Source organism: Nocardia sp. NPDC003183, from assembly GCF_053590715.1.
In genome coordinates this window covers 89,588-102,390 of record NZ_JBSFTG010000013.1, presented here as the reverse complement: position 1 = coordinate 102,390, position 12,803 = coordinate 89,588, and the positions used below count along the sequence as shown (strand labels likewise).

The window sequence follows — 12,803 nt, the reverse complement described above, 5'->3', positions numbered from 1 at the left end:
GGACTACACCTCCACCGGGGCCACATCGACCGATACCTTGATTGTGGACTGCTTCGCGTCGGTGTAGATGATGCCACGCAGCGGCGGAACGTCCTGGTAATCGCGACCCCACGCCACGGTCACGTACCGCTCGTCGGCGAACTGGTCGTTGGTGGGGTCGAAGGCGATCCAGCGGCCGGTGCGATCGGTGTCGTCGGCGCCGGGCAACCAGACCGCGGCCCACGCGTGCGTGGCGTCGACGCCGACCATGCGTTCCTTGCCCGGCGGCGGGTCGGTGGCGAGATAGCCGGAGACGTAGCGTGCGGCCAGGCCCTGCGCGCGCAGGCACGCCGCGCCGATTCGGGCGAAGTCCTGGCACACGCCTTCGCGGGCGGCGAACACGTCGGCCACGCTGGTGCTCACCGTCGTGGACCCGGAACGGTACTGGAAGTCGTGGTGGATGCGCGTGTTCAGTTCGGTCACGGCTTCGAGCAGCGGCCTGCCCGGCGGAAAACTCTCCACGGCGTACGCGACGACGTCGGGGGTGATCTCGGGCGGGAGCAGATCGAGGGTGAACTCGACGGCCAGCGGGCCGGTGGCAGACGTAGGACGCGCCGACTCCCATGGCATGTCGGCACCCGGCAGCGCCGCCGGGTCTTCGCCGTCGACATCGATGAGGGACTCGCCGGTGACCTCGAGGTTGCGATGCTCGGAGGTCACGTGGAAATACGTCGTGGTGTTGCCGTAGACGTCGGTGCCCACCGAGCGGTCCGAGGGCACCGGGTCGATGTAGATTTCGTGCTCGAGCAGGCGCTGACCCGGATATTCGCGCGGGGTGAGATACGCGCGACCGTAGGAGCTGGTCACCTCGTCGGAGTAGCTGTAGGTGGTGCGGTGCACCACCATGTATCGCCGGGTCATCCGACCATCCTGGTATTGCCCCAGAGCGGCTGAATACCCAGCGGGACGGTGAGTTTGGTGGCCTCGAACGATTCGGCCAGCTTGCGCAGTCGCAAGTGCACCCCCTCCAGCAGTTCCACCAGTTCGGTGCGCACGCCGTCGTCGTCGGTGTGTTCCAGGTCGGCCGGGTCGACGCGGCGCAGCATGCGCTGGGCGTCGGCGAGCAGGCGCTGCGAACGCGAGGCGCCGGAACCACCGGGCAGCGCCTGGAAGTCGGCCTCGAGACGGTCGAGCTGATAGATCAGCGACCGCGGGTTGCCCGGGTCGAACAGCAGCAGTCCCGCGAGCGCGGCCACGTGCGCCGAACCACGATGGCGGCGACGGTAACTCACCGCCGACTCGGTGGCGGTGAGCACGGCCTCCGCGACCACCCCTTGTACTTCGGCCGAACTCCGTCGCCCCAGCGCGGCATTGATCAGCGACGTCACCGCCAGCCCGCGCTCGATCCGTTTACCGATATCCATGACGTACCAGCCGGTGTCGCGCACCAGCGACTCCGCGCCGATCCCCGACAGCGACAGCAGTGCCGCCAGCGCCAGCGAATGCACCGACGACAACGCCGTCTCCTGCTCGGTACTGGCACTGCGGAATTCGGCCAGTGCGCGGTCGACGGCGCCGATGATCATCCAGGTGTCACCGGACAATTGATCGCGCACCGCTCGCGCGGCGGATCCGTAGTGATCCACCGCGTACGACAGCGACCCGGCCAGCTCACGATCACCGGTCAACGAGGCCAGGTACCCGAACCCCTCAGCCGAAGCTCCGGCCACCGCCCGCCGCGCGGCCACGCCGTCCTGACCACTGGAATCCATGGCTCGGTGGGTGAACTGGCCCTGCGCCTGTCGCGACCGAGCGAGCACCGGCTCGGGCTCGGGGGCCGGCACCGGCTCCGAACCACGCTCGGGCGTGACACCGGTGGTGCGCAGCGCGCGGGCCAGCGCACTGGTGCCCGCCCGCTCCCACGGCGCCTCTGCCTCGGAATCGGGTTCGGGCTCGTCCGCTGTGGGCTGATCCCGACCAGCGGACCGGCTCTGCCCCGCCGACTGTGATGCCTTCGGTTCAGCAGGCGCGTCGTGCTCCACCGCCTCCGTTCCTGCATCTTCGCTGACCGAGGACCGCGATGACCGCGTCGCCACCGGGTCAGGCGCTTCGGCGCCTACCGAATCACGGTGCCCAGCATCGGGGTTCGGATCTTCGGTTGCGACATCGCCGGATCGCACGGCCACCAGCTGACCGATTCCGTTGGGCAGCACCGACTGTGGAGCGACGGTGCCCGTGGTGATCGACAGGGCACGCATGAGGATCGGCAAGGCTTCGGCGCCATCGAGCCATGGTCGGTAGCGATAGTCCTGATAGACGTCATGGGTGGCGGCGAGCAGGCGGACCACCGACTCGGCGCGTTCGCTGTAGCGGCCCATCCAGAACAGGTCGTTGAGCACGCGCGGCGAGCTGATCGCCTCGACGACCGGCACCGCCCTGCGCAACCGCTCCTCGTGCGGCGCTTCGGAACTCGCCGCGGGCACGGCGGCCGGAGCCGCGCGGACCCACACGTCCTTCGCGGCCACTTTGATCACGCTGCGGGTCGGTTCGAGCCGCATGCGCTGCTGACCCAGGCCTCCCGACATCGCCGTATAGCTGCCCCGCCTGGCCAGCGAGAACAATCGCATGCCCACCGGTGCCGGCGCCAGCCCCGCCGGGCCGTCGACCGCGGGCGCGACCGAGAACTCGGCGGGCTCCTGCCCCACCCACTTCCATCGCTCGACCTCGATCCGGGCGGCGAGATCGGCGCGCTCGGCCGCCGACAGGCTCGGTCCGAAGATCGTCGAGCCGTCGACAGCGGAGCGGATCACCAGGTCACCGACGTGCGACACCAAGTGCGCGCGCTCAGTGTCGTCGCCACCCCAGTAGGTGGGGGTGGCATCGAGCAGCAGATCCTCGCCGAGCACCGAGCGGGCGATGCGCGGCAGGAACGGGCTCAGCGCGGGCGATTCCAGCAACCCGCTACCGAGGGTGTTCACCACCGTCACCGCACCGCGACGCAGCACCTCGACCAACCCGACCACGCCGAGCCGCGAATCGGGGCGCAGATCCAGCGGGTCGGAGAACTCGGCGTCCACCCGCCGCAACACCACGTCGACCCGTTCCAAGCTGCCGAGCGAGCGCATCCACAGCGCACCGTCGCGCACCACCAGATCGGAACTCTCCACCAGCGGGAACCCGAGCATCTGCGCGAGATAAGCCTGGTCGAAGGCGGTTTCGGAATGCGAACCCGGGCTGAGTACGACGACGACCGGCTCTTCCCCATCGGCCAGTTCGGGCGCCGCCTCCTCGAGCATCAACCGCATGGCCCGCGCGAACGGGCTGAGTGGACGCGGTCCCGCGTGCTCGAAAGCCTCGGGAATGGCCGAAGCCACCACACGACGGTCGGCCAGCGCGTACCCGGCGCCCGAGGGTGCCTGCGCCCAGTCGGCGAGAACCCGGAACTGCCCGTCGCTCCACCGGCTGATGTCGCAGGCGTGCAGAAAGAGCTGGTGGGTGCCGGGGATCGTGATGCCGTGCGCGGCCCGCACATACCCGGTATTGCCGAACACCACCTCCGGCGGCAACAGGCCCGAACTCAGCAGCCTGCGCGGGCCGTAGACGTCGGTGAGCACCTCATCGAGAACCAGCGAGCGCTGCACGAGACCGGTTTCGAGGCGGGTCCAGTCCTCGGCGGACACCAGCAGCGGAATCGGGTCCAGCCGCCACGGTTGCGGTATCGCGGTGTCGTCGTCGCCGCCCAGGCCGACCTCGGTGTAGGTGACACCGTCGTCCTCGATCTGCCTGCGCACCCGGTGATCGATCCGGTCGATCCCGCCGATCCCCTGGTCGATGAAGTCGGCCGACAGCTCCGACCACATCGACCGCACCCGCCCACGCCCGTCGACCAACTCGTCGTAATAGCCCCTGGTCGGCCTGCCGCACTCGTCGAAGCGCGCCCCCGCCGAACTGTCAGCCCGATACCGCGCGAACTGCTCGGCAACCTGAGCGCGAACGCCCGATCCCGGCCGATTCCCGCCCCGTTGCGCTTCATCGCGCTGAGCCACCGAGCCTCCTGTAATTTTTGCGGCTGGCGCCGCGGGGTTTTGCGGCCCCGATTGTCCCGATTCTTCCCTCCTCCGGTCAGTCGCTGCGCTCCCTCCCTCCGTCAGTCCAGAATCGGGACGGCCGCAAAACCCAAAGCCGGTGACTTCCATCGACTGGTGACCAGATCGGTGTGCTGGTCGCCCCGGCGTTCTGTGGCGCGCCGGGCCTCCCCTTTCCTACTGGCCCCAGACTGTTCGCGCGCGGCGTAGGTCCAGGATGCCTGGTGCTCCCACATCGGTCGACTGTGCCGCGATCTTCGCACGGAGTTCGGCGGGATCGATCGGGTTCACCGTATGACCGGCGGCCTCGAAACGGCGGTTACGGCGCGATTGAGCGGCGACGGCGTTGACGGGTGCGTCGTCGTAGGCGCGGCCGCCGGGGTGCACGACGTGGTAGGTGCAGCCGCCACGGGAGATGCCTGTCGCGACGTCTATCAGGTCGAACACCAGGGGGGCGTCGACGGTGATCGAGGGGTGCAGGGAGTTCGGCGGCTGCCAGGCGCGGTAGCGCACGCCTGCCACCTGCACGTCGGATTTGTCGGTGGCCAGCAGCGGTACCGGCATGCCGTTGCAGGTGAGGACGTAGCGGCCACGGTCGGCGCCGACCAGCCGCACCTGCAACCGTTCCACCGAGGAGTCCACGTAGCGAGCGGTGCCCTGGCCGGTGGTCTGTTCACCGAGGGTGAGCCAGGGTTCGATCGCCCCGCGCAGTTCCAGCTCCGCCTCACCGATCATGGCGGTGCCGATACGGGGGAAGCGGAATTCGGTGAAGGGGTCGAGCCAGGCGGTGTCGAAGTCGACGCCCGCCGCGCGCAGGTCGGCGGCCACTTCGGCGATGTCGTTCATCAGGAAGTGCGGCAGCAGATAGCGGCCGTGCAGGTTGGACCCGTGGCGGATCAGCGGCGCGCGCAGCGGCTTGTCCCAGAACATCGCGACCAGGCCGCGCACCAGCAGCGATTGCACCATCGCCATCTGGAAATGCGGCGGCATCTCGAAGCCGCGCAGTTCGAGCAACCCGAGACGGCCGCGCGCGGAGTCGGGGCTGTACAGCTTGTCGATGCAGAACTCGGCACGGTGGGTGTTGCCGGTGAGATCGGTGAGCAGATGGCGCAGTGCGCGATCGATATGCCAAGGGGCCGACTGGATCTCGGACGGCGTCGGCCCGTGGGCTTGCTCGGCGGTGAGCCTGGCGACCTCGGCGAAGGCGATCTCGAGTTCGTAGAGCGCGCCTTCGCGACCCTCGTCCGCGCGGGGCGCCTGCGAGGTCGGGCCGACGAAACGACCCGCGAACAGGTACGACAGCGCGGGATGACGCTGCCAGTAGGTGAGCATGGAGACCAGCAGGTCGGGGCGGCGCAGCATCGGCGAACGCGCCGGGGTGACCCCGCCGAGGGTGATGTGGTTGCCGCCGCCGGTGCCGCCGTGCGTGCCGTCCACGTCGAACGACTCGGTGCTCAGCCGGGCGAACCTGGCCTGCTCGTAGAGGGTGTTCAGCACCTCGGCCTGCTCGGCGAACGAGCTGGTGGGCATGATGTTCACCTCGATCACGCCCGGGTCGGGCGTCACCGAAAACGTCTGTAGCCGTGCATCACTCGGCGGGGCGTAGCCCTCCAGCACCACCGGCTGCCCGATCGCCACCGCGGCCGCCTCGACCTTGGCGATCAGATCGAGGAAGTCGTCGAGCTCGGCGACCGGCGGCAGGAACACGTGCAGCCGCCCCTGTCTGACCTCGGCGACCAGCGCGGTCGTGGGGGTGAAATCGGCGGGCTCCACCGCTGCGGGCGGCTCGGCCCGTTCCGCGCGCAGCGGTTTCTGATAGAGCGGGTCGCTGTCGGGCAGGATCGGCGGCGCGTGCCAGGACACCGACCCGATCGGAAGGCGAAGTCCGGCAGGCGAATCACCATCGGCCAACACGATCCGGCCGCGGCCGCCCTCGGCACGCCCGCGACGCAGTTGCCAGTCGGCACTGGCCCAGCCCGCGCCGTCGGCCCGTCGATGAATCGGCAGCACATACGCCGACGGCTGATCGACCGACTCCTCCAGGCTCTCGAGCAGTACCCGCCGCACCTCGGGCGAGTCCTCGGCCGGGTCGATGTCGGCGGGCGGCGGATCGCCGTACGGCGCACTCACGGTCGCGGCCAACCGCGCCAGCGGATCCTCGAACGCGGGCCGCACCTGTCCATCGGGCAACCCCAGGGTGCCCGCGATCTCAGCGATCAGCGCCTTGGCCGCACCGATATCGGCAGCGGGCGCCCGGTCGGGGATCACCCCGGCGGCCGAATTGATCGGCTGCGAACGGGCGAGCTGGATGGGCGGGTAGGCCGACTGCGGCGCACTCGCCTTGCCCTTCTTCCCACGAAGTTTGCTCTTCCGCAGCACTTTTCGCAGTGGGTCCTCGGCCTTCTCCGCAGCCTTGACCGACTCCTCGGCTTCCTTCGTCGGCTCCGCGGCCTTCGTCGGCTCCTCGGCCTTCGTCGGCTCTCCGGCCCTCTTCGGCTCCTCGGCCCTCTTCGCAGGGCGAACGGAACCGCCGGCTTCAGCGCTGGCCTGCTGACTCTCCGCGGCCCGGCGGTGCTCGGCGGCGACGAACTCGACGGGCTCGTCGATCAGCGCCGGTCCGTCGTCGAACTCCACCACCTCCAGTTCCACGGCTTCGAGAGCAGGTTCCGCGGCTTCCGCGAGATCGGCCTCGTCGACCACGTCGATACCGACCGGCTCGCTGTCGCGCCGGTCATCGTCATCGTCGGCGAGCCCCAGCGCGACGACGGCGGCAGCGAGTTCGTCACCGCCGACCCGACGGCGCGCGTCGAAGACCGCGACCATGTCGACCGGGCCAACGGGGGGTAGCTGCGCATCGAGCACCGACACCGCGTCGACCGGCCCCGGCACGTCATCGGCCGCGTTCACGCCGGACTCGTCCGCCAGACCCAGCGCGACAACTGCGGTCGCGACCTCGGCACCGGCCGGGGCGTAGCCGTTCGAGTGCCCGCCGGTCTCGGCGACCGGCTTCACCGGCGTGTGCTGCGAAATCGGTGTCCACGGGTCGGTGAGCAGGTCCTGACGCTGCCAGACCGGCTCGCCATCGGGCCGCCACGCGATCGCGATCTCCCAGCGGGGCAACGGTTCTCCGGGATACCACTTGCCCTGGCGATACTGCACGATGCCGGTCGGCGCGTAGATCGCGCGGAGCCTGTCGGCCAGGTCGACGGCGCGCTCACGTTTGTGTCTGCCGTCGGCGTCGGTGGTCCACTGGGCGCTCATCTGGTCGTCGATGGAGACGAAGGTGGGCTCGCCGCCCATGGTGAGGCCCACATCGGCCGCGGCCATCCGCGCGTCGATCGCGGCACCGGAGGCGACGATGCGGTCCCACTGGGAATCGGTATAGGGCAGCGTGACTCGCGGATCCTCGTGGATACGCCGAACCACATTGCTGAAGTCGAGGGTGGCCTCGGTGATCCCGGTCGCCCCGGTGATCGGGGCGGCGGCGCCGGGATGCGGGGTGGCCGCGAGTGGGATGTGGCCCTCGCCCGCGAACAGTCCGGAGGTGGGATCCATGCCGACCCAGCCCGCGCCGGGCAGATACACCTCGGTCCAGGCGTGCAGGTCGGTGAAGTCGGCGGTCGGGCCCGACGGGCCGTCCAGCGAGGGCACGTCGGAGGTGAGCTGGACCAGGTAGCCGGAGACGAAGCGGGCGGCCAGCCCCAGCTCACGCAGCACGCCGACCAGCAGCCAGGCCGAGTCGCGGCAGGACCCGAGCGCGGTGCGCAAGGTGTGATCGGGTGTCTGCACACCCGCCTCCATGCGCACGGTGTAGTCGACCGAATTGCGCAGCGCGTAGTTGAGTTCCACGAGGTAGTCGATGGCACGGGTCCGGCCCTGCGGCCGGTGTACCCGCGCCCACTCCCGCAACAACTCGCCGGGACCGCTGCCCGGCTCCGCCTCGTCGACGCGCCGCAGATAGGGCGCGAGATCCTCGGCGAGTGCGGTGTCGTACTCGAACGGGAAGAACTCCGCGTAATCCTCGATGAAGAAGTCGAACGGGTTGACCACCTCGAGGTCGGCGATCAACCCCACGGTGATCGACAACTCCTTGGTCGGATTCGGAAACACCAGGCGCGCAACGAAATTGCCGAACGCGTCCTGCTGCCAGTTGACGAAGTGCTCGGCCGGCGACACCTCGAGCGAATACGCCTCGATCGGCGTCCGCGAGTGCGGCGCGGGGCGCAACCGCACTTCATGCGGATGCACCTCGACGAGACGATCGAAGGAGTATGCCGTGCGGTGCTCGAGTGACACCTTGATGCCCATCCACCAAGTGGACCACACACCCCCGACACCGCGCGGGTCGACGAAACCTGAGTTTCCCGACCGGCCCCCCTTTCGAAACACGCTGGTAATAGCGCGGGGCAGGGACCACATCGATTACCGCCGACTCCGCTCCCCGTAGGCTGGCCGGGTGAGCTACGACCACATCCTCCTGCCGTCCGGCGTCGCCAGCTCTGTCGACGAGATCGACGCGTACCTGGCCGCCCAGGAAGGCGTGACCGAGTCCGCATCGATCGCCGAGATCGCGGCCGAACTGAACGCGCGCAACGCCGAACTGCCGGTGGACGACTCGTTCCTCAGCGTCGAATCCGTCGGCGGTCCCAGCGGCGACACGCTCTACATCCCCTCGCCGTACGACGCCATCGGCTTCGTCCGCAATCTGCTCTTCGACCTGGCCACCCCGCGCGGCTACGCCGTCTACGATCCGCAGCTGACCTGGCTCATCGACCCGGCAGGCCACATCCCGATCAACGTCACGCACGGCGGCGCGGGCGAATTCCCCTATCTCACCGAGGAATTGGCCCACCACTGGGTGGCCGGGCTCGCCGCGCCCAACCCGTATCTCATCGTCGAGCAGGGCGAACAGCGCTACATCCAGACCTATCGCGACCCGAACGGGCCCTACACCCTCGAATATCGCGACGGCGGCCCCGACCGGCATTTCGGCACGACCCTCGACGACCCGGCGCAGGTCGCCCGCATCATCTGGGAGTGGGCCAACGGCAAGCCCGCCACCACCGACGGCGTCGCCTGGACCCGCGTCGAGCTCTGATCCCGGGACGGACGTGACCGGCGGCGACCAGCGCGCCGCCATCCGTCCTACAGCGTCCGCCTGCCGGACAGTGCCCGTCCGAGGGTCAATTCGTCGGCGAATTCCAGGTCGCCGCCCATCGGCAGCCCGGAGGCCAACCGGGTGACGGTGAGCCCGGGGAAATCGCGCAGCATCCGCACGAGATAGGTGGCCGTCGCCTCGCCCTCGGTATTCGGGTCGGTCGCGATGATCACCTCGCTCACATCGATGCCGTCCTCCTGATTGCCGATGCGGGTGAGCAGTTCCCTGATCCGCAGCTGATCCGGCCCGACGCCGCTGAGCGGATCGAGCGCACCACCGAGCACGTGGTAGCGACCACGGAACTCGCGGGTGCGCTCGATCGCCTGCACATCCTTGGGTTCCTCGACCACACAGATCATCGTGCGGTCGCGGCGTGGGTCGGCACAGATCCGGCACAGCTCACCATCGGCGACGGTGCCGCACGACACACAGAACTGGACGCCGTCGCGCACCTTCTGCAGAGCGGCTTGCAGCCTGTCGATATCCGGCGGCTCCACCTGCAGCAGATGAAAAGCGATGCGCTGTGCGCTCTTCGGACCGACGCCGGGCAGTTTGCCCAGCTCGTCGATCAAATCCTGAACCGGCCCCTCATACATCAGAAGTCGGGCAGACCGGGCATCGAGCCGCCGCCGAGACCCTGCGACAGCGGGCCGAGGCGCTCGGCCGCGAGCTGCTGCGCATTGGCCATCGCGTCGTTGATCGCACCGATCACCAGGTCCTGCAGTCCGTCGACATCCTCCGGATCGACCACCTTCGGGTCGATCGTCAGCGCGATCACCTCGCCGCTGACCTTGATTTTGGCCTGCACCAGACCGCCGCCGGCCTGACCCGCCACCTCGGTCTCGGCGAGCTCGGCCTGCGCCTGCATCACTGCCTGCTGCATCTGCTGAGCCTGGGCGAGCAGTGCCTGCATATCGAACTGACCATCACCGGGTTGCACAACACTCCTGTGTTTTTTGGCGGCTGGCGCCGCGGGGTTTTCGGCCCTGGGGGCCTCGCACCCGAGGGACGATACTGCGCCTTCGGCGTTTCCGTCTCGCCCCTCGGGTGCGAGGCGGCCGAAAACCGTGGGATACGTCGGGTGCGGGGCATGGCCGCGTGCGGTTGCCAGTTTAGTCGTGGGAAACGGTCACTGAAACGATGGTTCCGCAGACGATTCGCGCATACGATCAGCCTAGGTAGGGCAATGATTCAGCAATCTCTAGGAGATCCGATGAATGTGTCCCGTGCGCGCCTGGCTTCGATGATGGCCTTGGGCGTATCGTTCTCCAGCCTGCTTCTTCTCGCACCCGCCGCCGTATCGGCCGATTCCGGGACCGGGATCAACGACTACGGCAACGGCTGCGTTCTTGATTCCGGCAATCGGGCGGCGACCGTTGATTCGTTGCGTTTCCGGTGCAGTGTCACCCAGCAGGACCAGATCTACCGGGACTCGCAGGCGGGCGCGGTGCCGGTGGGCCTCACCAACGGGTGGGTGACACGCCCGCAGCAGTTCAGAGGGGCCGCCGAGTCGCTGTGGATCGGCAAGGTGTTCCGCACCGGGCCCGACGGCGGCACACTGACCAACCGGGTCACCGGGGCCGGGATCGAGGCGTTTCCCGCCGATGTCTATCGCGCACCGTCGATCCTCGACGGCGCCCCCACCTGGGCGCTGAACTACGCGCCGTCACCCACCCCGCAGGTCTACGACGAGATCCGCGAGGTCACCCCCGGCGTCTGGTTCGGCTATTCGTGGTGGCGCGAGGGCTCGTGGCCGCTGCTCGCCGCCTTCGTGCTGACGCCCGCCTGATCGGTTCTTGACCCTCCACCCGCTGGAGGGTGTTCCCTGGACTTCATGACATCAACCGTGGCGATCGGCGAGTTCGCCCGCCTCACCCATCTGAGCGTCAAGACGCTGCGGTACTACCACGAGATCGAGCTACTCGAGCCCGCCGCGGTGGACGCGGGCACCGGCTATCGCCGCTATTCCACCGACCAGGTGGAGCGGGCGCATCTGATCCGCCGCCTGCGCGACCTGGACATGCCGCTGCCGGAGATCCGCACCGTGCTCGCCACCGCGGATCCCGCCGAGCGTGACACCACCCTGCGGGCGCACCTCACCAGGATGGAGGCGGCGCTGCAACGCACCCGTGAGGTGGTGGTCTCGCTGCGCGCCCTGCTCACCGCGCCCCCGCTGCCGATCGAGGTCGACTACCGGATCGAGCCCGCGTTCACGGCGCTCACGGTCACCGAACAGGTCGAGCGCACCGACATCGCCGACTGGTGCGGCACGGCGTTCGAGCAGCTGTACATGATTCTGCTGGAGTCCGGTGTCGATCCGGGAGGCGTTGCGGGCGCGACGTATTCGACCGAGTTCTTCACCGAGGCCAACGGCGAGGTCACCGCGTACGTGCCGCTGCCGCCCGGGGCCGAGTTCATCCCCACCCGCGGCCTCGCCATCGTCGACTTTCCCGCCCGCCACTTCGCCGTGGCGGTGCACGACGGCCCGTTCGAAGACTTCGACCGCACCTATGGCGCCCTCGGCAGCCACGTCGCCGAGCACGGCGCCGCACTGCCCGACGAGCCGGTCCGCGAGCGCTACCTCGTGGGACCGGACATCACCGAAAACCCGGCCGACTACCGCACCGAAGTGTGCTGGCCGATCACCGAAGGAGAAATCTGATGACCATCGCCCTGGCGAACATCACCATGGACTGCCACAACGCCACGGCCCAGGCCGAGTTCTACGCGCAACTGCTCGACATACCCGTCGACCCGGAGGCCTCGCAGTTCTTCGCCACCGTCGGCAGATCCGCCGGTCTCGCCCCGATCCTGATGTTCATCCAGGTTCCCGACAAGACACCTGGCAAGAACGTGGTCCATCTGGATTTCCACACAGCCGAGTGGGCCGACTACATCGAACGCGCAGTCAGCCTGGGCGGCAAGCACATCGGCGACTTCGACGAGTACGGCCTCCAGTGGACCACCCTCGCCGACCCCGAAGGAAACCTCTTCGACATCGGCAAGGACTGACCCGTGAACTGAGCTCAGGCCAGTTCGCGCGAGAGGTTGCCCAGCACCTCGGCCTGGATCTTCTTCAGGCCGAGCGGGGCGAAGATGCCCTCGAAGATGCCCGAGATGCCGCCCGCACCCTTCCAGGTGGTCTCGACGGTGACCTTCGAGCCGGTGCCGTCGGGGGTGACGGTCCAGGTGTTGACCATGGTGGAGTTGGCGTCGCGCTCGGTGAGAACCGAATCGGCCACCGTCACGGTCGCGCGCACGTTGCGTGAGCGCTTCTCGGTGGCCTGCAGCGTCCACTCCACCACGGTGCCCGCGCCGTTGCCGCCCTCGACAACCTTGTAGTCGCGGTAGTGCGAGGAAAGAATGCGCGGCCGGATCGTCTCGTAGTCGCCGATCGCGGCGAGCGTGCGCTGCGGATCCGCGGCGACGACGATCGAACTGCTGGCGCTGACCTGTCCCACTGTTGACTCCTTGCTGGGGGTGTGGCGATATCTCGACCGGGTTACATCCTGCCCTGTCCCCGACCGCTTCACCCGACCAGGTTCGGGCGGTGCGGGAACATGTGCGTGACATTTTGTCGC

General features: G+C 68.6%; 10 protein-coding genes. 4 read left to right on the top strand and 6 right to left on the bottom strand.

The window, feature by feature from the left end; translation table 11 throughout:
- Positions 1-3 precede the first annotated feature (3 nt).
- The 3 genes from ACWDXS_RS27995 to ACWDXS_RS27985 form a co-directional block, all read right to left on the bottom strand.
- Positions 4-900 carry a transglutaminase family protein gene (locus tag ACWDXS_RS27995; RefSeq protein ID WP_379312832.1) on the bottom strand — a complete coding sequence of 299 codons (897 nt, stop codon included), beginning with the start codon at positions 898-900 and terminating at the stop codon, positions 4-6.
- Positions 897-4,025, bottom strand: coding sequence for a circularly permuted type 2 ATP-grasp protein (locus tag ACWDXS_RS27990; protein WP_449970110.1), 3,129 nt, complete (start codon positions 4,023-4,025; stop codon positions 897-899). Before ACWDXS_RS27990 ends, ACWDXS_RS27995 begins: the two co-directional genes overlap by 4 nt.
- 216 nt (positions 4,026-4,241) lie before the next feature.
- Entirely contained in the window at positions 4,242-8,372 is a 4,131-nt protein-coding gene (locus tag ACWDXS_RS27985; protein WP_449970107.1) for a transglutaminase family protein, read from the bottom strand.
- 148 nt (positions 8,373-8,520) lie between these two features.
- Here ACWDXS_RS27985 and ACWDXS_RS27980 point away from each other — a divergent pair, with 148 nt between their 5' ends.
- On the top strand, positions 8,521-9,162 hold the full coding sequence (locus ACWDXS_RS27980) for a hypothetical protein (RefSeq protein WP_378638622.1): 642 nt from the start codon (positions 8,521-8,523) through the stop codon (positions 9,160-9,162).
- A 47-nt stretch (positions 9,163-9,209) separates the two neighbouring features.
- Here the strand turns inward: ACWDXS_RS27980 and recR are convergent, their stop codons facing one another.
- Positions 9,210-9,818, bottom strand: coding sequence for a recombination mediator RecR (gene recR, locus ACWDXS_RS27975; protein WP_056822003.1), 609 nt, complete (start codon positions 9,816-9,818; stop codon positions 9,210-9,212).
- Positions 9,818-10,135, bottom strand: coding sequence for a YbaB/EbfC family nucleoid-associated protein (locus ACWDXS_RS27970; protein WP_378994502.1), 318 nt, complete (start codon positions 10,133-10,135; stop codon positions 9,818-9,820). The genes recR and ACWDXS_RS27970 overlap by 1 nt, the downstream gene beginning before the upstream one ends.
- 300 nt (positions 10,136-10,435) lie before the next feature.
- Between ACWDXS_RS27970 and ACWDXS_RS27965 the strand changes: the two genes are divergently transcribed.
- The 3 genes from ACWDXS_RS27965 to ACWDXS_RS27955 are packed head-to-tail and all read left to right on the top strand — an operon-like array spanning position 10,436 to position 12,234.
- Positions 10,436-11,011, top strand: a complete 576-nt coding sequence (locus ACWDXS_RS27965) for a hypothetical protein (protein ID WP_378994391.1) — start codon at positions 10,436-10,438, stop codon at positions 11,009-11,011.
- Between the two features lie 45 nt (positions 11,012-11,056).
- Positions 11,057-11,884, top strand: coding sequence for a MerR family transcriptional regulator (locus ACWDXS_RS27960; protein ID WP_449970101.1), 828 nt, complete (start codon positions 11,057-11,059; stop codon positions 11,882-11,884).
- Positions 11,884-12,234, top strand: coding sequence for a VOC family protein (locus ACWDXS_RS27955; RefSeq protein ID WP_449970098.1), 351 nt, complete (start codon positions 11,884-11,886; stop codon positions 12,232-12,234). Before ACWDXS_RS27960 ends, ACWDXS_RS27955 begins: the two co-directional genes overlap by 1 nt.
- Positions 12,235-12,248: 14 nt before the next feature.
- On the opposite strand, the gene ACWDXS_RS27950 is transcribed toward ACWDXS_RS27955, so the two are convergent.
- Complete coding sequence (locus ACWDXS_RS27950) at positions 12,249-12,683, bottom strand: SRPBCC family protein (RefSeq protein ID WP_056822013.1); 435 nt, start codon at positions 12,681-12,683, stop codon at positions 12,249-12,251.
- Between the last annotated feature and the right edge of the window lie 120 nt (positions 12,684-12,803).

What these genes read in the sequence shown, in the direction of transcription:
- ACWDXS_RS27995 (WP_379312832.1), bottom strand. Translation starts at nt 900, where the DNA reads ATGACCCGGCGATACATGGTGGTGCACCGCACCACCTACAGCTACTCC.
- ACWDXS_RS27970 (WP_378994502.1), bottom strand. Translation starts at nt 10,135, where the DNA reads ATGCAGGCACTGCTCGCCCAGGCTCAGCAGATGCAGCAGGCAGTGATG.
- ACWDXS_RS27985 (WP_449970107.1), bottom strand. Translation starts at nt 8,372, where the DNA reads ATGGGCATCAAGGTGTCACTCGAGCACCGCACGGCATACTCCTTCGAT.
- ACWDXS_RS27960 (WP_449970101.1), top strand. Translation starts at nt 11,057, where the DNA reads ATGACATCAACCGTGGCGATCGGCGAGTTCGCCCGCCTCACCCATCTG.
- recR (WP_056822003.1), bottom strand. Translation starts at nt 9,818, where the DNA reads ATGTATGAGGGGCCGGTTCAGGATTTGATCGACGAGCTGGGCAAACTG.
- ACWDXS_RS27965 (WP_378994391.1), top strand. Translation starts at nt 10,436, where the DNA reads ATGAATGTGTCCCGTGCGCGCCTGGCTTCGATGATGGCCTTGGGCGTA.
- ACWDXS_RS27955 (WP_449970098.1), top strand. Translation starts at nt 11,884, where the DNA reads ATGACCATCGCCCTGGCGAACATCACCATGGACTGCCACAACGCCACG.